The sequence below is a fragment of the Salmonella sp. SAL04202 genome, assembly GCF_046550775.1.
Lineage (GTDB): Bacteria > Pseudomonadota > Gammaproteobacteria > Enterobacterales > Enterobacteriaceae > Salmonella > Salmonella enterica.
The window spans coordinates 1,444,904-1,463,698 of the sequence record NZ_JBGDXK010000001.1 but is presented as its reverse complement, the minus strand read 5'-3'; the positions used below and the strand labels follow the sequence as shown (position 1 = coordinate 1,463,698).

Here is an 18,795-nt window from a genome sequence, read left to right as displayed (position 1 = left end):
TCACTCTCTCTCCATATTCAGCGGAAAATGACAGGCATAGAGATGATTTTTCGCGCCGGTTAAGCGTGGCGTGATAATGCATTCTCGTTGCGCGTAAGGGCAGCGCGGCCCCAGACGACAACCTATCGGTAACTGTTCCAGTAGCGGGATCGCACCCGGCAGCGTATTCAGACGGCTTTTATGCGGCATCGCGCTGCCAAAATCCGGAATCGCGCGGATAAGCGCCTGCGTATAAGGATGATGTGGCGTCGTCACCAGATCTTTACTTGGCGCGGTTTCTACCGTCTGGCCGCAGTATAAGACGTTGATTTTGTCAGCCCACTGACTCAGCATTTGCAGGTCGTGGCTAATCAACAGAATGGTGGTATTACTGTTTTGATTCAGTCGGGTCAACAGGCGAAAAATTTGCGCCTGCGTCGTCGGTTCCATTGAGTTGGTGGGTTCATCAGCGATCAGGAGTCGCGGTTGATTCGCCAGCGCGATAGCGATCATGACTTTCTGACACTCGCCATCGGTCAGTTCATAGGGAAAACTGCGCATCGCGTCTTTATGATCTTTAATTCCCACCCGGTGCAGTAATTCAATAGCACGTCGTTTACGCCAGCCTAAACGCTGCCACCAGCGACCTTTATAGGTCCAGGCGGGAATATTTTGCATTAGCTGGCGGCCGACGCGTTCGGAAGGATCAAGGCACGACTGCGGCTCCTGGAAGATCATCGACACATTATGCCCGACCAGCTTACGCCGTTCACGAGAGGAGAGGCGCAGCAGATCGATATCATCAAAACGCATACGGTCGGCAGTGACTCGCCAGTTGTCTTTCGCGACGCCGCAAATAGCTTTAGCAATCAAGCTCTTTCCGGAACCCGATTCACCTACCAGGCCGCGAATTTCGCCTTCGCTTAATGTCATACTGACGCGATCGACCGCTTTTACCCAACCTTCGCTGGTTTTAAATTCAATGGTGAGATTGCGGATATCCAGTAACGGCATTATTCCACCCCCGCAATAATCGCACGACGAATCCCATCTCCGAGCAGGTTTACCAGTAAAACACTGAGCGTTATCGCCGCGCCGGGTAGCATAACGGTCCACGGCGCGACATAGATTAGCTCCAGCGCATCCCCCAACATGGCCCCCCATTCAGGAGAGGGAAGCTGTGCGCCGAGATCTAAAAATCCCAGCGCGGCGATGTCCAGAATCGCCATCGACAGCGCCCGGGTAATTTCGGTGACCAGACCGGCGGTAATATTCGGTAAAATGGCGAACCACAGAATATTCAGCGTTGTCGCGCCATCCAGACGGGCGGCAATGACGTACTCTTTTTCCAGTTCATCATGCACCATGCTATAGACGGAACGTACCATTCGCGGCAACAGGGCCAGCCAGACGGCAAACATCGCGTGTGACAGATGTGGGCCGGCAAATGCCACGACGATAATCGCCAGCAAGAGCGAAGGGATGGAAAGCAGCGTGTCCAGAATATGGTTCAGTACGGCAGAGCGTAAACCGTGCGTCGCGCCTGCCACTACGCCGAGGACTAATCCACATAGCGTAGCCGCCAGCGTTACGATAAACGCGCCGCCGACCGTGGGCGCCGCGCCGCTTAACAGGCGGCTCAGCACATCGCGCCCCAGATCGTCAGTCCCCAGAAAAAAGGAGACTTCGCCATAGCGTGACCAGGAGGGCGGCAGTAGCTGATAGCCCAAAAATTGCTGATCGATGCCATAGGGCGCGATCCAGCCGCCAAAAATACACAACAACGCCAGACCGGCGCATCCATACAGACCCACCATCGCAGGCGCGTCGCTATAAAATTTGCGCCAGGCAGTACGCAGGGTGCCTGGCGGGCGCTTTTCGCTGTAGACGCTATCGTAAGGCATACCATTCCTTATGTTTCAGAGGGTTAGCCATAGCACCCAAAATATCGGAAATCACATTGACCACAATAACCAGCGACCCAATGACCATCACGCCAGCGGAAATAGCGGCATAGTCCTGCTGACGAATGGCGTGAATTAACCATCGTCCCAGCCCTGGCCAGCTGAAAACCATTTCGGTAATCATCGCCAGCGTTAACATGGTTGAAAATTGCAGACCAAGACGGGGAATGACCGGCGGCAGCGCATTATGCAACACGTGACGGCGTAAAATCGTAAAGCGCGACAAGCCGCGCGTGGCCGCCGCTTTAACGTAGTTCTGATCGTAGACCTCAATAGTGCTGATTCGCATCAGGCGGATCACTTCTGTGGTCGGCGCGACGGAAAGCGTGAGCACCGGTAAAACCATATGCCGTATGGCGCTCATCACCATTTCATCACGCCACGGCGAATCTGAAATCCAGGCGTCAATGATGGCGAAACCGGTAACCGGTTTAACTTCATAAAGCAGGTCAAATCGCCCGGATACCGGCAGCCACCCTAGCGTGAGCGAAAAGAACAGTGTGAGCAGAAGCGCCAGCCAGAAAACCGGAATTGAGAAACCTAATAGCGCCAGCGCGCTGATAAAACGATCCGGCCATTTGCTACGCGTCACGCCAGCCAGCATCCCGACCGGGATGCCGACCATCAGCGCAAAACCAAAGGCGAGAATGCACAGCTCCATCGTGGCGGGAAACACCTCTTTAAGCTGCTCGGAGATCAGCTGGCCGTTAATGCTGGACACGCCAAAGTCCCAGTGCAGCAGACCGTTGAACCAGAAAACCCAGGCATTCCATAATGATGCGCCTTGTAGCGGCGCGTGCGGTGTAAAATAGCTCAGGCTAAAGCCGATAAAGGTCAGGAAGAATAGCGTCACCAGCAACAGCAATAACCGACGCAGGGTGAAGATAATCATGGTTTTTTCACCTCTTCGTGTTTTTCGCGGGAGACGCCGGCAAAAGACGCATTGCCGAACGGGCTTAACACCAGCCCTTTAATATCGTAGCGGTATGCCTGCAGGCGTAGTGATGATGCCAGCGGCAGTATCGGCAGCTCTTTCTCCAGGATATTCTGCGCTTCCTCATACGCTTCTATGCGCGAAGCCAACTGCTGCGACGACAGTGCCTTACGTAGCACGCTGTCAAATTCAGGGTTACACCAGTGGGCGAAATTGGTTTGCGAATTGATGGCCGCACAGCTTAACAGTGGTCTGAAAAAGCTATCCGGATCGTTGCTGTCCGTGGCCCAGCCGGATAAGGTCAGATCGTGATTCATATCCATCAGGCGCGCCTCCTGAAAACGACCTTCAACCGGCACAATGACCACTTTTACGCCAACCTGCGCCATATCCGCCTGAATAAGCTCCGCCGTTTTTAGCGGACTTGGGTTCCAGGCCTGAGAACTGGTCGGCACCCAGAGATGCAGCGTAAGATTCTCAATGCCCAGCGCTTTTAGCTGTTCGCGCGATTTTTCCGGATTGTACTCCGTAATTTTGGCATCGTTATCATAAGCCCATGAGGCTCTCGGTAAAATGGAGGCTGCGGTTTCCGCCGTGCCGTAATAAATCGACTGCATCAGACGCTGGTTGTTGATCGATAAGGCCAGCGCATGGCGCACTGCGGGATTATTCAACGGCGGCTTATCGGTGTTAAAGGCCAGATAGGCGATATTCATCCCCGGTCGCAACGTCAGGCGCAAACGCGGATCGTCGCGTAAAATAGTTAGCTGGCTGGCGGCGGGCCAGGCCAGAACATCGCATTCACCGGTCAGTAATTTCGATAAACGCCCGGTACCGCCGGAGCCTAAATCCACCACCACTTGCGGCATCAGCGGTTTGCCGCGCCAAAACCCATCGTGGCGCTGGAGACGAATAAACTGTCCGGCACGGTACTCCGAAAGCTGGAAAGGCCCGGTGCCGACCGGTTGGCGGTCTAGCAGTTCCTGACGATCTTTTCGGCTAAGCTGCGCGGCGTACTCAGCGGACATGACGGAAGCGTAGTGTGTGGCCAGATGCCATAAAAAGGAGGCGTCTGGCTGCGTCAGGCGAAACTCAACGGTGTTATTGTCCAGCTTACGCACGCTTTTTACATTGTCGGCGAACTGTAGGCTATCAAAGTAGGGGAAGCTACTGCCGTTGATGTTATGCCACGGATGCCGACGATCAAAAATCCGCTGAAAGGTAAAGACGACATCATCAGCATTGAGTTTTCGGGTCGGCGTAAACCAGGCGGTTTTTTGAAAGGAAACGTCGCGGCGCAGGTGAAAACGGTACGTTGCCCCGTTATCCAGCACTTCCCAGCTTTCTGCCAGCTCTGGGACTAAACGATAAGTATAGGGATCGACATCCAACAGGCGATCATATAACTGGGCGGCCAGGGTATCGACGATGAGGCCGCTGCTCGCTTTTTGCGGATTAAAGGTGTTGACCTGCCCGCTGACACAATACACAAAGCCGCTATCGCGAATATCTGCACTCGCAGTTTGTTCGGGCGTAGTCGCAGCCGTAGCCTGACTACTCAGTAGACCCGCTATCACGATCAGAGACGATAAAACCAGGCGCATAATAGTTAAGTTTTTGAAGTTCAATTTGCAAAGTGTATCGCACTTCGGCCCGCCACGTAAAAATGTCGGTGGATAACTGGCGTAAATGTCGTCAATTAGTCGGAGAAATAGCTAAAACTGATGCTTTTTAAGCAAGGCGCGAAACTGGTGGTAGGTGAGCGCCAGCAAATCGGCGGCTCGTTTCTGGTTAAATTTCGCCTGCTGTAAGCTACGTTGCAGCAGCGCTTTTTCCTGTTGCAGTTGAAACTCCCGCAAGTTGAGCGGCAGGTCAGGCGTGGCGGATGCCGATGGCAGGGCGGGCGTGGGCGGTTCGGCGGGATGGCGTTGAAAAGGATCGATAACAATTTCATCCAAAGGATGTTCACTGCTGCCGTGGCGATACACTGAACGTTCGACTACGTTTTTCAGCTCGCGGACATTACCCGGCCAGGCGTAATGCAACAACGTTTCTTTTGCCCGATCGGTAAAACCGGGAAATAAGGGCAGACGTAGCTCACGACACATCTGAATAGCAAAATGCTCGGCCATCAGCATAATATCGCTCTGGCGTTCGCGCAGCGGCGGCAGTTGTACAACGTCAAAAGCCAGCCTGTCGAGCAGATCGGCACGAAATGTCCCTTCCTTCACCATGGCGGGTAAATCGGCGTTGGTGGCGCATACTAATCGCACATTAACCTGTAACGGTTGGCTGCCGCCGACGCGCTCTAGCTCGCCATATTCAATCACCCGCAGTAGCTTTTCCTGTACCAGCATCGGCGCTGTCGCCAGTTCATCCAAAAACAGCGTGCCGCCATCGGCGCGTTCAAAGCGACCGGGATGGCGTTTTTGCGCCCCGGTAAAAGCACCCGCTTCATGACCAAACAGTTCGGAGTCCAGCAGGTTTTCGTTAAGCGCCGCGCAGTTAAGCGAGATAAGCGGCCCCTGCCAGCGTGAAGAGAGATAGTGCAGGCGATTGGCGATAAGTTCTTTACCCGTCCCGCGTTCGCCAATAATCAGCACTGGCTTATCCAGCGGCGCGAGCCGGGAGACTTGTTCCAGTACTTCAAGAAAACGGTTTGCCTCGCCGAGCAGGTTATCTTTAAATTCAGCCATGATGAAAATCGCCACTTGTTAGTGTTTTTCACCACTTTATCCTTTTTTGCTGGCGAGGTAAAACGAAACAATTTCTTTATTATCAGTGATATGAAAAGTTGGCACGCAAATTGTATTAATCATGTAGCAGGGCATCGCCCGTTATCAGAACATTATGTGAGGATTGAATTATGGGTATTTTTTCTCGTTTTGCCGACATCGTGAACGCCAATATCAATGCGTTGTTGGAAAAAGCGGAAGATCCGCAGAAGCTGGTGCGCCTGATGATTCAGGAGATGGAAGATACGCTGGTGGAGGTTCGCTCGAACTCCGCGCGTGCTTTAGCGGAAAAGAAACAGTTATCCCGTCGTATTGAACAGGCCACGACTCAGCAGACCGAGTGGCAGGAAAAAGCGGAACTGGCTCTGCGCAAAGATAAAGACGATCTGGCGCGCGCCGCATTGATTGAAAAACAAAAGCTGACCGATTTAATTGCTACGCTTGAACAGGAAGTCACGCTGGTGGATGACACGCTGGCGCGCATGAAGAAAGAGATTGGCGAGCTGGAAAACAAACTCAGCGAAACACGCGCTCGCCAGCAGGCGCTGATGCTGCGTCATCAGGCGGCGAGTTCTTCCCGCGATGTCCGTCGTCAGCTTGACAGCGGCAAACTGGATGAAGCCATGGCGCGGTTTGAATCCTTTGAACGTCGTATCGATCAAATGGAAGCGGAAGCGGAAAGCCATCGTTTTGGTAAGCAGCAATCGCTGGACCAGCAGTTTGCCAACCTGAAAGCCGATGATGAAATCAGCGAGCAGCTGGCGCAGTTGAAAGCCAAAATGAAGCAAGATAATCAATAATGACAATGGCGGCGCCGGTACGCGCCGTCGCTCATCAGCTTTAGGTGTAAGGAGAACGCATGAGCGCGCTATTTCTGGCCATCCCGTTAACCATTTTTGTGTTGTTTGTGTTACCGATTTGGCTGTGGCTGCATTACAGCAACCGCGCCGGTCGGGGAGAACTGTCGCAAAGCGAGCAGCAACGCTTACTGCAACTCACAGACGACGCGCAACGTATGCGCGAGCGCATTCAGGCGCTGGAAGACATTCTTGATGCAGAGCATCCGAACTGGAGAGAGCGCTAATGGGTGGAATCAATCTGAATAAAAAACTATGGCGTATGCCGCAAAAGGGCATGGTGCGTGGCGTTTGCGCCGGGATCGCCGACTACCTTGATGTACCGGTAAAACTGGTGCGTATTCTGGTCGTGCTGTCGATTTTCTTTGGGCTGGCGTTTTTTACCGTAGTGGCCTATATCGTTCTGTCTTTTGTACTGGATCCTATGCCGGATAATCTGGCCGCAGGGAAACCGCAGCCGAGCAGCGGCGAACTGCTGGATACCGTAGACAGAGAGCTTGCCGCAGGCGAAAAGCGTTTGCGAGAAATGGAACGCTACGTCACGTCAGATACGTTCACACTGCGTAGTCGTTTCCGTCAACTGTAAGTGATATATCGGGAAGGTGAAGATGAATACTCGCTGGCAACGCGCCGGGCAGAAGGTGAAGCCCGGCTTCAAAATAGCAGGTAAGCTGGTTCTGTTGACCGCGTTACGCTACGGGCCTGCCGGCGTGGCGGGATGGGCGGTAAAATCCGTCGCCCGTCGTCCGCTAAAAATGTTGCTGGCGTTTGCGCTGGAGCCAGTACTTCGTAAGGCGGCGAATAAAATTTCGCAGCGTTACAAATAGCGAGTCTGGTCATAATATTTCGTTAAGCTCTGGCGTATAGTGTGTGCGAAATACATTACGTGTCAGGACGGAAGTATGTTGAAAAAAGGAATATTTGCGTTAGCGTTATTCGTAGCCATGCCGCTTTATGCCGCAGAATACTGGATAGATGTCCGCATTCCGGAACAATATCAGCGAGAGCATATTCAGGGCGCGATTAATATCCCATTGAAGGAGATTAAATCTCATATCGAAACGGTAGTTCCAGACAGGAACGATACGGTAAAGTTATATTGCAACTCCGGGCGACAGTCGGGCATGGCAAAACAAATGTTGCTTGATATGGGGTATACGCACGCGATGAATATGGGCGGTATCAGTCGTCTTGATATGCCGAAAGTAAAAAAATAGATAATCTATTGCTCAATACTCATACTAACCGCGGCGCTTAATGCGCCGTTGTTGATCTCTCCGGGTAGTTGATAATAACGTTTTTGCACATATCTATAACGCAGGCTCGTTATTATTTTTTCTTCTCTTCAGGCTCAACAGGATGTCAATGAAGCGACTTAAAACTGAACTCAACGCGCTGGTCAATCGTGGGGTAGACAGGCATTTGCGTCTTGCCGTAACCGGGTTGAGCCGCAGCGGCAAAACGGCGTTTATCACGGCGATGGTTAACCAGTTGCTTAATGTCCACGCGGGCGCGCGCTTACCGTTGCTCAGCGCGGTACGAGAAGAACGCCTGCTTGGTGTAAAGCGTGTGCCTCAACGTGATTTTGGTATTCCCCGTTTTACCTACGACGAGGGGATACTTCAGCTTTATGGCAATCCTCCCGCCTGGCCCACACCGACGCGCGGCGTGAGTGAGATTCGGCTGGCGTTGCGCTATCGCTCAAACGACTCGCTGCTGCGCCATTTTAAAGATACCTCGACATTGTATCTGGAGATTGTGGACTATCCAGGGGAATGGTTACTCGATCTGCCCATGCTGGCTCAGGATTATTTAAGCTGGTCCCGTCAGATGAACGGCTTGTTACAAGGACAACGCGCTGAGTGGGCCGCAAAATGGCGGCAACTTTGCGACGGGCTCGATCCGCTGGCGCCCGCCGATGAAAACCGGCTGGCGGAGATTGCCGCCGCCTGGACGGATTATTTGCATCAGTGTAAATCGCAGGGATTGCACTTTATTCAGCCTGGACGGTTTGTTTTGCCGGGCGATATGGCGGGCGCGCCAGCGTTGCAGTTTTTCCCGTGGCCGGATGTGGACGCCTTCGGCGAGTCAAAACTGGCGCAGGCGGATAAACAGACCAACGCTGGAATGCTGCGCGAACGCTTTAACTACTATTGCGAAAAAGTGGTCAAAGGGTTCTATAAAAATCATTTTCTACGCTTTGATCGCCAGATTGTACTGGTCGACTGTCTGCAACCGCTTAATAGCGGGCCGCAGGCGTTTAATGATATGCGTCTCGCCTTAACGCAGTTGATGCAAAGTTTTCACTATGGCCAGCGGACTCTGTTTCGCCGCTTGTTTTCGCCGGTGATTGATAAATTGCTGTTCGCCGCGACGAAAGCCGACCATGTCACCCTCGACCAACATGCCAATATGGTGGCCTTGCTCCAGCAGCTTATTCAGGATGCCTGGCAAAATGCCGCGTTTGAAGGCATTAGTATGGATTGCCTGGGGCTGGCGTCGGTACAGGCGACCACCAGCGGCGTGATTGAGGTCAACGGTGAAAAAATCCCGGCTTTACGTGGAAACCGTTTGAGTGACGGCGCGCCGTTAACCGTGTACCCCGGCGAAGTGCCTTCGCGTTTGCCGGGACAAGCGTTTTGGGATAGTCAGGGTTTTCAGTTCGAAGCCTTTCGTCCGCAGGTGATGGATGTTGATAAACCGTTACCACATATTCGTCTGGACGCTGCGCTGGAGTTTTTAATAGGAGATAAGCTGCGATGAGCGAACCGTTAAAACCGCGTATTGATTTTGCAGAACCGCTAAAGGAGGAACCTACGTCGGCCTTCAAAGCGCAGCAAACTTTCAGCGAAGCGGAGTCGCGTACATTTGCGCCTGCAGCTATCGATGAGCGCCCGGAAGACGAAGGCGTGGCAGAAGCGGCGGTCGATGCCGCGCTGCGCCCCAAACGCAGTCTGTGGCGTAAAATGGTGATGGGAGGGCTGGCGCTGTTTGGCGCGAGCGTGGTCGGGCAAGGCGTACAGTGGACAATGAATGCCTGGCAAACTCAGGACTGGGTCGCTTTAGGCGGCTGTGCCGCAGGCGCGCTGATCGTTGGCGCTGGCGTGGGATCGGTGGTCACGGAGTGGCGGCGGTTATGGCGCTTGCGCCAGCGGGCGCATGAACGCGATGAAGCGCGTGAACTGTTACATAGCCATAGCGTCGGGAAAGGTCGCGCATTTTGCGAAAAACTGGCGCAGCAGGCGGGGATTGATCAATCACATCCGGCATTACAACGTTGGTATGCCGCTATTCACGAAACGCAAAACGACAGGGAAATCGTCGGTTTGTATGCGCATCTGGTACAGCCGGTACTTGATGCGCAGGCGCGACGTGAGATTAGCCGTTTCGCCGCGGAATCGACTCTGATGATCGCCGTCAGCCCGTTAGCGTTGGTGGATATGGCGTTTATTGCCTGGCGTAATTTACGCCTGATTAACCGCATCGCAACGCTGTATGGCATTGAACTTGGTTATTACAGCCGCCTTCGTCTGTTCCGTCTGGTGTTGCTGAATATCGCGTTCGCAGGGGCCAGTGAGCTGGTGCGTGAAGTCGGTATGGACTGGATGTCTCAGGATCTGGCCGCACGCCTGTCCACGCGCGCGGCGCAGGGGATTGGCGCAGGTCTCCTTACCGCTCGACTGGGAATAAAAGCGATGGAGCTATGTCGACCATTGCCGTGGATCGACAACGATAAACCACGTCTCGGTGATTTTCGTCGTCAGCTTATCGGTCAGCTAAAAGAGACGCTGCAAAAGAGTAAGTCGTCGCCTGAGAAATGACCTTCCACAGGGCGCTGATTGCCTGGCTTTACGCCGCAGCGCCCGTTTTTCCGCCATGCTGTCAATATTTGTTGACAGAATCCTTCCTGCCAGCCGAATAGTGGCTTATCATCTATTTAATGGTTCATTATTCAGGTGAAGGTTCCCATGCGTCTGGAAGTCTTTTGTGAAGACCGACTTGGTCTGACCCGCGAATTACTTGATTTACTGGTGTTACGTAGCATTGATTTACGCGGAATCGAGATTGATCCCATTGGGCGAATTTATCTTAATTTTGCTGAGCTGGAATTCACCGACTTTAGCAGCCTGATGGCCGAAATCCGCCGTATTTCTGGCGTAACGGATGTCCGTACCGTTCCCTGGATGCCGTCCGAACGTGAACATCTGGCCCTGAGCGCGCTGCTTGAGGCGTTGCCGGAGCCGGTGCTCTCATTGGATATGAAGAGTAAAGTGGAGATGGCGAACCCGGCGAGTTGTCAGCTTTTTGCCCAGAACCAGGAGCGAATGCGGCATCATACCGCCGCACAATTAATCAATGGCTTCAATTTTCAGCGCTGGCTGGACGGTAACCCGCAAAGCTCCCATAACGAACATGTCGTGATCAACGGGCAAAACTTCCTGATGGAGATTACGCCGGTACATTTACAAAACGAAAATGACGAATACGTGTTGACCGGGGCGGTCGTGATGTTGCGTTCCACGATTCGTATGGGACAGCAGCTACAGAATTTGTCCACGCAGGATCTGAGCGCGTTTAGTCAGATTATTGCCGTGAGCGCAAAGATGAAGCACGTCGTTGAGCAGGCGCGCAAACTGGCGATGCTCAGCGCGCCGCTGCTGATTACCGGCGATACGGGAACCGGCAAAGATCTTTTCGCCTATGCCTGTCACCAGGCAAGCCCTCGTTCAGCGAAACCGTATCTGGCGCTCAACTGCGCTTCAATCCCGGAAGATGCGGTAGAAAGCGAACTATTTGGCCATGCGCCGGAAGGTAAAAAAGGCTTTTTTGAACAGGCGAATGGCGGTTCGGTGCTGCTGGATGAAATTGGCGAAATGTCGCCGCGTATGCAGGCGAAGCTGCTGCGTTTTCTCAACGATGGTACGTTCCGTCGCGTCGGCGAAGATCACGAAATTCATGTTGATGTCCGCGTTATCTGCGCCACGCAGAAAAATCTGGTGGAGCTGGTGCAAAAAGGACTGTTCCGCGAAGATCTCTATTATCGACTTAACGTTCTGACGCTTAATTTGCCACCGTTGCGCGATTGCCCGCAGGATATTATGCCGTTGACCGAACTGTTCGTGGCGCGTTTTGCCGATGAACAGGGCGTTCCGCGACCGAAACTGTCTGCCGATCTGAGTACGGTCCTCACTCGTTACGGCTGGCCGGGTAACGTTCGCCAGCTTAAAAATGCGATATACCGGGCGCTGACGCAGCTGGAAGGGTATGAGCTGCGTCCGCAGGATATCCTGCTGCCTGACTACGATGCCGCGACGGTGGCAGTCGGCGAGGATGCGATGGAAGGTTCGCTGGATGACATTACCAGTCGTTTTGAACGTTCTGTCCTTACTCAGCTTTATCGTAGCTATCCGAGTACGCGTAAACTGGCGAAACGGTTGGGGGTATCGCATACCGCGATTGCCAATAAGCTGCGTGAATATGGTCTGAGCCAGAAGAAGGGTGAAGAGTAGAAAAAAAGAAGGCCTCCGGATAGAGGCCTTCTTGTGACAAAAGAGCACCGCCTGTAGCACTGACAAACGTAGCGCCAGCAGGCGCTGGCTTATGCCTTCAGGACATTAAGCGCGGCGTCGTAATCCGGTTCGTGGGTGATTTCATCCACCAACTGGCTGAAAATAACGTTGTCGTTTTCGTCAAGCACGATGACTGCGCGCGCCGCCAAACCTTTCAGCGGGCCGTCAACGATTTCGACGCCGTAGTTTTTTAGAAACTCGTTATTACGCAGAGTGGAAAGCGTAATAACGTTGCTCAGGCCTTCCGCGCCGCAAAAACGCGACTGTGCAAAAGGCAGGTCAGCAGAAACGCACAATACGACGGTATTCTCCACTTCTGTGGCCAGTTGATTAAACTTACGAACTGATGCGGCGCATACGCCAGTATCAATGCTTGGGAAAATATTCAGCACTTTGCGTTTGCCTGCATATTGGCTGAGGGAAACGTCAGACAAATCTTTTGCGACAAGAGTAAAAGCCTGTGCTTTGCTACCAGCCTGCGGAATAACGTTGGCAACGGTGACCGGGTTACCCTGGAAATGTACAGTCTGTGACATAATTATGTTCCTATTTACTTATAGTTAACGTCGAAATCCAGTTTAAGTCATTATTCATTAACACGGCAAATACTATTTGTAGCAAGCCGCGTCCGGCGCTATCAGAGGGGAAGAGATGAGATCTGTTAAGGTATATGAGGAAACCTGGCCGTTACATACGCCTTTTGTTATTGCGCGTGGTAGCCGAAGCGAAGCGCATGTTGTCGTTGTCGAACTGGAAGAAGAGGGCGTAAAAGGCATCGGGGAATGTACGCCATATCCACGTTATGGTGAAAGTGATGCCTCGGTCATGGCGCAAATCATGAGTATTGTGCCTCAGTTGGAAAACGGGCTGACTCGCGAAGCATTGCAGAAACTGTTGCCGGCAGGCGCGGCGCGCAACGCGGTGGATAGCGCCTTATGGGATTTGCAGGCCCGCCAGCGGCAGCAAAGCCTTGCCGGGCTGCTCGGCGTGACGCTGTCCCCGGTTTTTACTACCGCGCAAACGGTAGTGATAGGTACGCCGGAACAGATGGCAGCCAGTGCGGCGGCACTATGGGAAAAAGGGGCGACGTTGCTGAAAATTAAACTCGATGCTCGTCTGATTAGCGAACGTATGGTGGCGATCCGCTCGGCGGTGCCGGAGGCGACGCTCATTGTGGACGCCAATGAATCGTGGCGTCCGGAGGGGCTGGCGGCGCGTTGCCAGTTACTGGCGGATCTGAATGTCGCGATGCTGGAGCAACCGCTGCCCGCGCAGGATGACGCCGCCCTGGAAAATTTTATTCATCCGTTGCCTATCTGTGCAGATGAGAGCTGCCATACTCGCAGTAGTCTGAAAGCCCTGACGGGGCGCTACGATATGATCAACATTAAGCTGGATAAAACCGGCGGTCTGACTGAGGCGCTGGCGCTGGCAACGGAGGCGCGGGAGCAAGGATTCGGCCTGATGCTGGGCTGTATGCTCTGTACATCAAGAGCGATTAGCGCCGCGCTGCCGCTTATGCCGCAGGTGAGCTTCGCCGATCTTGATGGCCCAACATGGCTGGCGGTTGATGTTGAGCCCGCGCTACGCTTTACGACGGGTCAACTCCATCTTTAGGATGCCAGCGAAGCAGATTCGACATCGCCTGCAAGTATTTTTCGCTGGCTTCATCGGCGGAAACAGGGGGAAACTCGGCGGTAATGCAGTGCAGGTTGAGATCGGCGCACCAGCTGCCAAACGAACCGGGCGTTTCGTAACCTACGCTGGTCACCAGCGGCAACGCAAAAGCATCGGCCAGCCACTCGCCTAGCTCGCTGCGACGTGGATCTTCAATGCAGGCTAGCGGATCGTGAAAAGAGACGACCCAGGCGGGTTGGAGTCGATGAATTAACTGGCAAAGCGCCTGGGTTTCCGGTTCTGAGCCGGGATGGTCGCCGGTTAGCAGCACGACATCACGCTCTTGCGCGCGGCTATTCCAGCGATAAACTGTCTCACCCGCTTTCCAGTTGGCGGCGGGAAAGTTACGGTTTAGATCAATGCCATTCGCATTTGCCCTTAACCCCAGTTGACAGCCATCAGGATTAACGGCAAGTACGACATGATGACGGCGAAGGGTTGGATTTAAGGTGCGTAACGCACAGGAGAGCGTCACCACGGATGAGGTTTCATCCCCGTGGGTGCCAGCCAGTATCAGACCGCTTTCGCGATTGGCGGCAGGCGCCGGAAACCAGATTAGCGGCGCGCCTAGTAGCGAACGTCCATAATGTTCAGTGCCTGGCGGAAATGCGCCGCGCTCGGCACGGGGGCGGGTGACAGTCATACGCGTTTCCCGAAGCTGAGACCAGTAGGGTAATCATCGTAGTGTTGTGTAAAACCCGCCGATTATCAAATGGTTTCTATTTACCCTCTTGTATGGCGCGATATCAACTTTCTGGCGGAAGATAATTGCATTTCTTTCTGCTGAAACAAATAATTACGTTGTCATTTAACTCATCTTTGAGGAACTTCTATGAGGCATTCTGTTTCAGTAACCTGTTGTGCGCTGTTGGTTAGCAGCTTTTCCCTGGCATATGCTGCGGATGTTCCCGGCGGAACGGTACTGGCAGAAAAACAAGAACTGGTGCGTCATATCAAAGATGAGCCCGCTTCGTTAGATCCAGCGAAAGCCGTTGGGCTGCCTGAAATTCAGGTGATCCGCGATCTGTTTGAAGGGCTGGTTAACCAGAACGAAAAGGGTGAAATTATCCCTGGCGTCGCCAGCCAGTGGAAGAGCAATGATAATCGTATCTGGACGTTTACGTTGCGGGATAATGCGCAATGGGCCGATGGAACGCCGGTGACCGCCCAGGATTTTGTCTATAGCTGGCAACGCCTCGTTGATCCCAAAACGCTTTCCCCCTTCGCCTGGTTTGCCGCTCTGGCTGGCATCACTAATGCGCAAGCCATTATCGACGGTAAAGTCACGCCGGATCAGCTTGGCGTCAGTGCCGTGGACGCGCACACTTTGCGTGTTCAGCTTGACAAGCCGTTGCCCTGGTTTGCCAGTCTGACCGCTAGTTTTGCCTTTTATCCGGTCCAAAAAGCGAATGTCGAAAGCGGCAAAGACTGGATGAAGCCGGGAAAACTGATTGGCAATGGCGCGTATGTGCTTAAAGAGCGCGTGGTAAATGAAAAACTGGTGGTCGTGCCTAATACGCATTACTGGGATAACGCGAAAACGGTACTGCAAAAAGTGACATTTTTACCCATTAACCAGGAATCGGCTGCGACGAAACGTTACCTTGCCGGTGATATTGATATCACCGAATCTTTCCCTAAAAATATGTACCAGAAATTATTAAAGGATATTCCAGGGCAAGTTTATACGCCGCCACAATTAGGGACTTATTATTATGCGTTTAACACGCAGAAAGGGCCGACGGCGGATTCCCGCGTTCGTCTGGCGCTAAGTATGACCATTGATCGCCGTTTGATGGCGGAAAAAGTCTTAGGTACCGGTGAAAAACCGGCCTGGCATTTTACACCGGATGTCACGGCAGGATTTAAGCCCGATCCTTCACCGTTTGAACAAATGAGCCAGGAAGAACTTAACGCCCAGGCGAAAACATTGCTGCGTGCAGCAGGCTACGGATCGCAGAAGCCGCTTAAATTAACTCTGCTTTACAATACCTCAGAAAACCATCAGAAAATCGCGATTGCGGTGGCGTCAATGTGGAAGAAAAATCTGGGGGTGGATGTGAAATTGCAAAACCAGGAGTGGAAAACGTATATCGACAGCCGTAATACCGGTAATTTTGATGTTATTCGCGCCTCCTGGGTGGGTGATTACAACGAACCGTCGACTTTCTTATCCTTATTAACGTCCACGCATACGGGGAATATTTCACGCTTTACTAATCCGACTTATGACAAAATCCTGACGCAAGCGACGATGGAAAATACCGCCGAAGCACGTAACGCGGATTACAATGCAGCGGAGAAAATTTTAACGGAACAAGCGCCTATAGCGCCTATTTATCAGTATACCAATGGCCGGTTAATTAAACCGTGGGTAAAGGGATACCCCATTACTAACCCGGAAGATGTGGCCTATAGCCGTACAATGTATATCGTGAAGCACTGATGCGTACTGGTTGCCTTTTGATGAAAGGTAACCACTGCCAAACTCAGAACTGGCGCGGCTTGCAGCGCCAGTTTCTTCTTCTGACCATCTCCTGCTAAAGTTGAAACTGTACTTTCCTGACAGTATTACTGGCGTATTCAAGGAAAAACGGTTGCACTAAATTACGGATAGTACCATCCATTTCCCCTAAAATGGTGGTAGCTTAGAGCAGAGATACCGTTATTTATTCGGCAGGTTGTCGTACACATCCAGTGCGCGTGCTGTGTAGGTGAGGGCTGCCCCAGTGTTCATTTTTATAGCCACGGACAATGCTTCAGAAATCTCTTCCCGGGTTGCGCCATGTTTCACGGCCGCATCGACGTGTACTGCCAGACAACCATCGCAACGGGTAGTAACCGCCACGGCCAGCGCAATCAATTCCTGTGTTTTGGGATCCAGATGCCCATTTTCTAAAGTCCCCTTGTCCATTTGCTGAAAGCCTTTCATGAACTCCGGCTGCAATGTGGCAAATTTACCAATGGCAGCCAGCAGGCCACTACGATACTCATTCCAGTTTGAAAGCATATCTGTTCCTGTTTTATATTAGAGGATTGTGTATTCAGATCACATAATAAATGCGAATATCTGGTGCCTGGTTCAGAAAAGGCTTCAATTCTTCCACAACGTCTTTTGTAAATAATTCACTGGTAAGATACGCCTGCGCTTGAGCAGTAGTTTCAAAGCCATGTAAAACTTGCACGTCTTCATCCCGAATAAGCAATTCTTTTGAGGTCGCTCCGGCAATAGTATTTAAAAATGGCGCTTTATATTTTTGATAAACATTTGCTGCGGCAGGGCGGTTGTGGTTGCTGATATTCAGGGTGATTTGTAAGTAAGCCATAGTATTCTCCTTCAAAAGGGACCGAGATAAGCAAAGTATTCACAGTCATTGACGAATGACAGTAGGGGAATTATCAACATGACCGTCTGATCTAACAAATCACATATTCTTGTGTGGCGGAGAAGATTTTCTATGTTGTGTATTGTCCTGACGAGGACTTAATTCATCTGGGTGAGTCTGGAATATGGAGGCCTCATTAGAATATTTGTTTTGAATAAAGCCCCCTGTATAGGCAATATTAGCGGTGGAGAGGTAGGTTTTTAGTATTGATTGATAACATGGTTTGCCACTTTGCCAGTGTTAAACTCGCCAGTTTTCCCAAAGCCAGATAAAAAGGATGTCCGGCATTCTCAATGAACACCCCGAGGAAACGGGATGACCATGGGAACAGATGCCATGCCAGTAACTGTTCACATTCGCTGTGTCGACGCTGCTCTGCAAGCCAGGCCGCCATCAGTAATAAAGAACCAAAGTGATCTTCTGGCTCATTTTGCTGCATCTCGAACTGAATACTGTTCTCCCGCATCCACTGGCGCAGCGCCAGTGTGGATTCACCAAATAAAACGTTCTCACGATCCAGCCAGACGGAGCCCCATGGCGGTGACGGTAAGGCATAAGGCCCGATAAATAAACGCTGAAAGGACTCAGTAAGAGAGTCATCGCCGCCATCTTTAAACATTCTTGCCAGTTGAGGCAACTCCTCCGACGGCAGCGGCCATTGTGTTTGCCATTCATCAGATGTGAATGCTGAAACCAGCGGAGAGGCTTCAGCACTCTCTGGCGCAAAGTAAAAGAGGGCGCCCAGTACGCGTGCCGTCATGGAAAAATTGTCACATTGTGTGAAATCAGTCATAAAACCATTCCGTAAAGTGCGGGTTCCCCCGCACTAATTTGTTAACCTGCCACTGCCATACCGACAGTCATATGTAGCCCATAAAACAGGCCGCGGCCTAAAATTTCGCCGCCAAGCACCAGGATAAGCCCCAGTAGTAACCCAACAATATGTGGCTCTTTGCGACGTACCAATGGGCAGATCCAGCAGCCCAGGCCGATGACAAGAAGTGCCACACGGCAGACCTGCAATACAGCATAATCCGGTATCAGACTGCTGGCCTGCTGTACTGAGCTATGAATGCTGGCCAGAGCCATACCCTGTAACGCGATGACAGCAATACAGACCAATAGAGCAAGTAAGCTGATGCTGGAAAATATCGTGCTGTTAAAGGGGACTCTGGATGCCTGGAACAGGAGTGCGGCAAACAGTGGGCCGCCGAGGAATGCAGTCAGAAAAAAGGCGAGAGTCGTATAGCCAGTATACCAGGTGGGGACGGTTTCAATCTGATAAACGCGGGTCATCGCCAGGATGAAGATGATACCGAGCACCATACTGATCAGCAGCCAGAGTTTACCAAGCGTTTCTGGCATTTTCCCCAGAACGGCCACCAGCCACCAGAAACCGCCGACAGCGAAAAAGATCGACCCTGCGGCAATTTCATTACTTAATCCGGACGCGCCGACGCGGTTGAGCGAGTTGAACGCCCGCATGGGTGAACCCAGATGCATGATTGACGCCAGAAAGCCCAGCCCCATCACCACCCAAAGAAAAAACATACCGCGTACAATACGCTGCCTGGCGGGCGGATCGTTTTTTTCCGCCAGCCAACCAAGTCCGCTGACAACCAGCGCACCCGCGACACACTGTCCCAGTACCGTAAACAGTACCAGCGGCCATTCATGCCATCCATTTCCCATT

The 18,795-nt window shown here is 52.3% G+C and carries 21 protein-coding genes; 10 read left to right on the top strand and 11 right to left on the bottom strand.

The genetic code is table 11. From position 1 onward, the window contains the following. The 5 genes from sapD to pspF all read right to left on the bottom strand — a co-directional run bounded on the left by sapD (position 1) and on the right by pspF (position 5,573). Positions 1 to 993: a peptide ABC transporter ATP-binding protein SapD gene (gene sapD, locus ACLJQJ_RS07275; RefSeq protein WP_001128869.1), complete on the bottom strand. Its 993-nt coding sequence runs from the start codon at positions 991 to 993 to the stop codon at positions 1 to 3. Next, positions 993 to 1,883: a peptide ABC transporter permease SapC gene (gene sapC, locus ACLJQJ_RS07270; protein ID WP_001146150.1), complete on the bottom strand. Its 891-nt coding sequence runs from the start codon at positions 1,881 to 1,883 to the stop codon at positions 993 to 995. The genes sapD and sapC overlap by 1 nt, the downstream gene beginning before the upstream one ends. Beyond that, positions 1,870 to 2,835, bottom strand: a complete 966-nt coding sequence (gene sapB / locus ACLJQJ_RS07265; protein ID WP_000583298.1) for a peptide ABC transporter permease SapB — start codon at positions 2,833 to 2,835, stop codon at positions 1,870 to 1,872. Before sapB ends, sapC begins: the two co-directional genes overlap by 14 nt. Further along, entirely contained in the window at positions 2,832 to 4,481 is a 1,650-nt protein-coding gene (gene sapA, locus ACLJQJ_RS07260) for a peptide ABC transporter substrate-binding protein SapA (RefSeq protein WP_001522791.1), read from the bottom strand. Before sapA ends, sapB begins: the two co-directional genes overlap by 4 nt. Positions 4,482 to 4,592: 111 nt before the next feature. After that, on the bottom strand, positions 4,593 to 5,573 hold the full coding sequence (gene pspF, locus ACLJQJ_RS07255; protein ID WP_063809299.1) for a phage shock protein operon transcriptional activator: 981 nt from the start codon (positions 5,571 to 5,573) through the stop codon (positions 4,593 to 4,595). Between the two features lie 170 nt (positions 5,574 to 5,743). Between pspF and pspA the strand changes: the two genes are divergently transcribed. The 8 genes from pspA (at position 5,744) to tyrR (ending at position 11,979) form a co-directional block, all read left to right on the top strand. Further along, the gene (gene pspA, locus ACLJQJ_RS07250; protein WP_000511006.1) at positions 5,744 to 6,412 is read left to right on the top strand and encodes a phage shock protein PspA; all 669 of its coding nucleotides are present in this window, start codon (positions 5,744 to 5,746) and stop codon (positions 6,410 to 6,412) included. Positions 6,413 to 6,471: 59 nt separating this feature from the next. After that, entirely contained in the window at positions 6,472 to 6,696 is a 225-nt protein-coding gene (gene pspB, locus ACLJQJ_RS07245) for an envelope stress response membrane protein PspB (protein WP_001274953.1), read from the top strand. Then, positions 6,696 to 7,055: an envelope stress response membrane protein PspC gene (pspC, locus tag ACLJQJ_RS07240; RefSeq protein ID WP_063809285.1), complete on the top strand. Its 360-nt coding sequence runs from the start codon at positions 6,696 to 6,698 to the stop codon at positions 7,053 to 7,055. The genes pspB and pspC overlap by 1 nt, the downstream gene beginning before the upstream one ends. Before the next feature lie 22 nt (positions 7,056 to 7,077). Continuing rightward, a complete protein-coding gene (gene pspD / locus ACLJQJ_RS07235) occupies positions 7,078 to 7,296 on the top strand; it encodes a phage shock protein PspD (RefSeq protein WP_001097607.1) in 219 nt (72 codons plus the stop codon). Between the two features lie 75 nt (positions 7,297 to 7,371). Continuing rightward, on the top strand, positions 7,372 to 7,686 hold the full coding sequence (gene pspE / locus ACLJQJ_RS07230) for a thiosulfate sulfurtransferase PspE (RefSeq protein WP_000913432.1): 315 nt from the start codon (positions 7,372 to 7,374) through the stop codon (positions 7,684 to 7,686). Between the two features lie 148 nt (positions 7,687 to 7,834). Next, entirely contained in the window at positions 7,835 to 9,232 is a 1,398-nt protein-coding gene (locus tag ACLJQJ_RS07225; RefSeq protein ID WP_000825860.1) for a YcjX family protein, read from the top strand. Then, positions 9,229 to 10,290, top strand: coding sequence for a TIGR01620 family protein (locus ACLJQJ_RS07220; protein WP_001294472.1), 1,062 nt, complete (start codon positions 9,229 to 9,231; stop codon positions 10,288 to 10,290). The genes ACLJQJ_RS07225 and ACLJQJ_RS07220 overlap by 4 nt, the downstream gene beginning before the upstream one ends. A 147-nt stretch (positions 10,291 to 10,437) precedes the next feature. Further along, a complete protein-coding gene (gene tyrR / locus ACLJQJ_RS07215) occupies positions 10,438 to 11,979 on the top strand; it encodes a transcriptional regulator TyrR (protein ID WP_001235484.1) in 1,542 nt (513 codons plus the stop codon). An 89-nt stretch (positions 11,980 to 12,068) separates the two neighbouring features. Here tyrR and tpx read toward each other — a convergent pair whose 3' ends face one another. Further along, entirely contained in the window at positions 12,069 to 12,575 is a 507-nt protein-coding gene (gene tpx, locus ACLJQJ_RS07210) for a thiol peroxidase (protein WP_000084401.1), read from the bottom strand. A gap of 115 nt (positions 12,576 to 12,690) precedes the next feature. Between tpx and ycjG the strand changes: the two genes are divergently transcribed. Next, positions 12,691 to 13,656 carry an L-Ala-D/L-Glu epimerase gene (ycjG, locus tag ACLJQJ_RS07205; RefSeq protein ID WP_001258076.1) on the top strand — a complete coding sequence of 322 codons (966 nt, stop codon included), beginning with the start codon at positions 12,691 to 12,693 and terminating at the stop codon, positions 13,654 to 13,656. On the opposite strand, the gene mpaA is transcribed toward ycjG, so the two are convergent. After that, entirely contained in the window at positions 13,631 to 14,359 is a 729-nt protein-coding gene (gene mpaA / locus ACLJQJ_RS07200; RefSeq protein ID WP_000219109.1) for a murein tripeptide amidase MpaA, read from the bottom strand. The genes ycjG and mpaA overlap by 26 nt on opposite strands. 189 nt (positions 14,360 to 14,548) lie before the next feature. On the opposite strand from mpaA, the gene ACLJQJ_RS07195 reads away from it, so the two are divergent. Further along, positions 14,549 to 16,162 carry an ABC transporter substrate-binding protein gene (locus ACLJQJ_RS07195; RefSeq protein ID WP_001216563.1) on the top strand — a complete coding sequence of 538 codons (1,614 nt, stop codon included), beginning with the start codon at positions 14,549 to 14,551 and terminating at the stop codon, positions 16,160 to 16,162. A gap of 219 nt (positions 16,163 to 16,381) precedes the next feature. On the opposite strand, the gene ACLJQJ_RS07190 is transcribed toward ACLJQJ_RS07195, so the two are convergent. The 4 genes from ACLJQJ_RS07190 to ACLJQJ_RS07175 form a co-directional block, all read right to left on the bottom strand. Further along, positions 16,382 to 16,726, bottom strand: a complete 345-nt coding sequence (locus tag ACLJQJ_RS07190; protein WP_000950636.1) for a carboxymuconolactone decarboxylase family protein — start codon at positions 16,724 to 16,726, stop codon at positions 16,382 to 16,384. Between the two features lie 34 nt (positions 16,727 to 16,760). Continuing rightward, entirely contained in the window at positions 16,761 to 17,042 is a 282-nt protein-coding gene (locus tag ACLJQJ_RS07185; RefSeq protein WP_000323820.1) for a hypothetical protein, read from the bottom strand. Between the two features lie 238 nt (positions 17,043 to 17,280). After that, on the bottom strand, positions 17,281 to 17,895 hold the full coding sequence (dmsD, locus tag ACLJQJ_RS07180) for a Tat proofreading chaperone DmsD (RefSeq protein ID WP_000129294.1): 615 nt from the start codon (positions 17,893 to 17,895) through the stop codon (positions 17,281 to 17,283). Between the two features lie 41 nt (positions 17,896 to 17,936). After that, positions 17,937 to 18,794 carry a dimethyl sulfoxide reductase anchor subunit family protein gene (locus ACLJQJ_RS07175; protein WP_023182219.1) on the bottom strand — a complete coding sequence of 286 codons (858 nt, stop codon included), beginning with the start codon at positions 18,792 to 18,794 and terminating at the stop codon, positions 17,937 to 17,939. Position 18,795: the final 1 nt, after the last annotated feature.

Coding starts and splice junctions, on each gene's coding strand:
- sapD (WP_001128869.1), bottom strand. CDS start 993: ATGCCGTTACTGGATATCCGCAATCTCACCATTGAATTTAAAACCAGC.
- sapC (WP_001146150.1), bottom strand. CDS start 1,883: ATGCCTTACGATAGCGTCTACAGCGAAAAGCGCCCGCCAGGCACCCTG.
- sapB (WP_000583298.1), bottom strand. CDS start 2,835: ATGATTATCTTCACCCTGCGTCGGTTATTGCTGTTGCTGGTGACGCTA.
- sapA (WP_001522791.1), bottom strand. CDS start 4,481: ATGCGCCTGGTTTTATCGTCTCTGATCGTGATAGCGGGTCTACTGAGT.
- pspF (WP_063809299.1), bottom strand. CDS start 5,573: ATGGCTGAATTTAAAGATAACCTGCTCGGCGAGGCAAACCGTTTTCTT.
- pspA (WP_000511006.1), top strand. CDS start 5,744: ATGGGTATTTTTTCTCGTTTTGCCGACATCGTGAACGCCAATATCAAT.
- pspB (WP_001274953.1), top strand. CDS start 6,472: ATGAGCGCGCTATTTCTGGCCATCCCGTTAACCATTTTTGTGTTGTTT.
- pspC (WP_063809285.1), top strand. CDS start 6,696: ATGGGTGGAATCAATCTGAATAAAAAACTATGGCGTATGCCGCAAAAG.
- pspD (WP_001097607.1), top strand. CDS start 7,078: ATGAATACTCGCTGGCAACGCGCCGGGCAGAAGGTGAAGCCCGGCTTC.
- pspE (WP_000913432.1), top strand. CDS start 7,372: ATGTTGAAAAAAGGAATATTTGCGTTAGCGTTATTCGTAGCCATGCCG.
- ACLJQJ_RS07225 (WP_000825860.1), top strand. CDS start 7,835: ATGAAGCGACTTAAAACTGAACTCAACGCGCTGGTCAATCGTGGGGTA.
- ACLJQJ_RS07220 (WP_001294472.1), top strand. CDS start 9,229: ATGAGCGAACCGTTAAAACCGCGTATTGATTTTGCAGAACCGCTAAAG.
- tyrR (WP_001235484.1), top strand. CDS start 10,438: ATGCGTCTGGAAGTCTTTTGTGAAGACCGACTTGGTCTGACCCGCGAA.
- tpx (WP_000084401.1), bottom strand. CDS start 12,575: ATGTCACAGACTGTACATTTCCAGGGTAACCCGGTCACCGTTGCCAAC.
- ycjG (WP_001258076.1), top strand. CDS start 12,691: ATGAGATCTGTTAAGGTATATGAGGAAACCTGGCCGTTACATACGCCT.
- mpaA (WP_000219109.1), bottom strand. CDS start 14,359: ATGACTGTCACCCGCCCCCGTGCCGAGCGCGGCGCATTTCCGCCAGGC.
- ACLJQJ_RS07195 (WP_001216563.1), top strand. CDS start 14,549: ATGAGGCATTCTGTTTCAGTAACCTGTTGTGCGCTGTTGGTTAGCAGC.
- ACLJQJ_RS07190 (WP_000950636.1), bottom strand. CDS start 16,726: ATGCTTTCAAACTGGAATGAGTATCGTAGTGGCCTGCTGGCTGCCATT.
- ACLJQJ_RS07185 (WP_000323820.1), bottom strand. CDS start 17,042: ATGGCTTACTTACAAATCACCCTGAATATCAGCAACCACAACCGCCCT.
- dmsD (WP_000129294.1), bottom strand. CDS start 17,895: ATGACTGATTTCACACAATGTGACAATTTTTCCATGACGGCACGCGTA.
- ACLJQJ_RS07175 (WP_023182219.1), bottom strand. CDS start 18,794: ATGGGAAATGGATGGCATGAATGGCCGCTGGTACTGTTTACGGTACTG.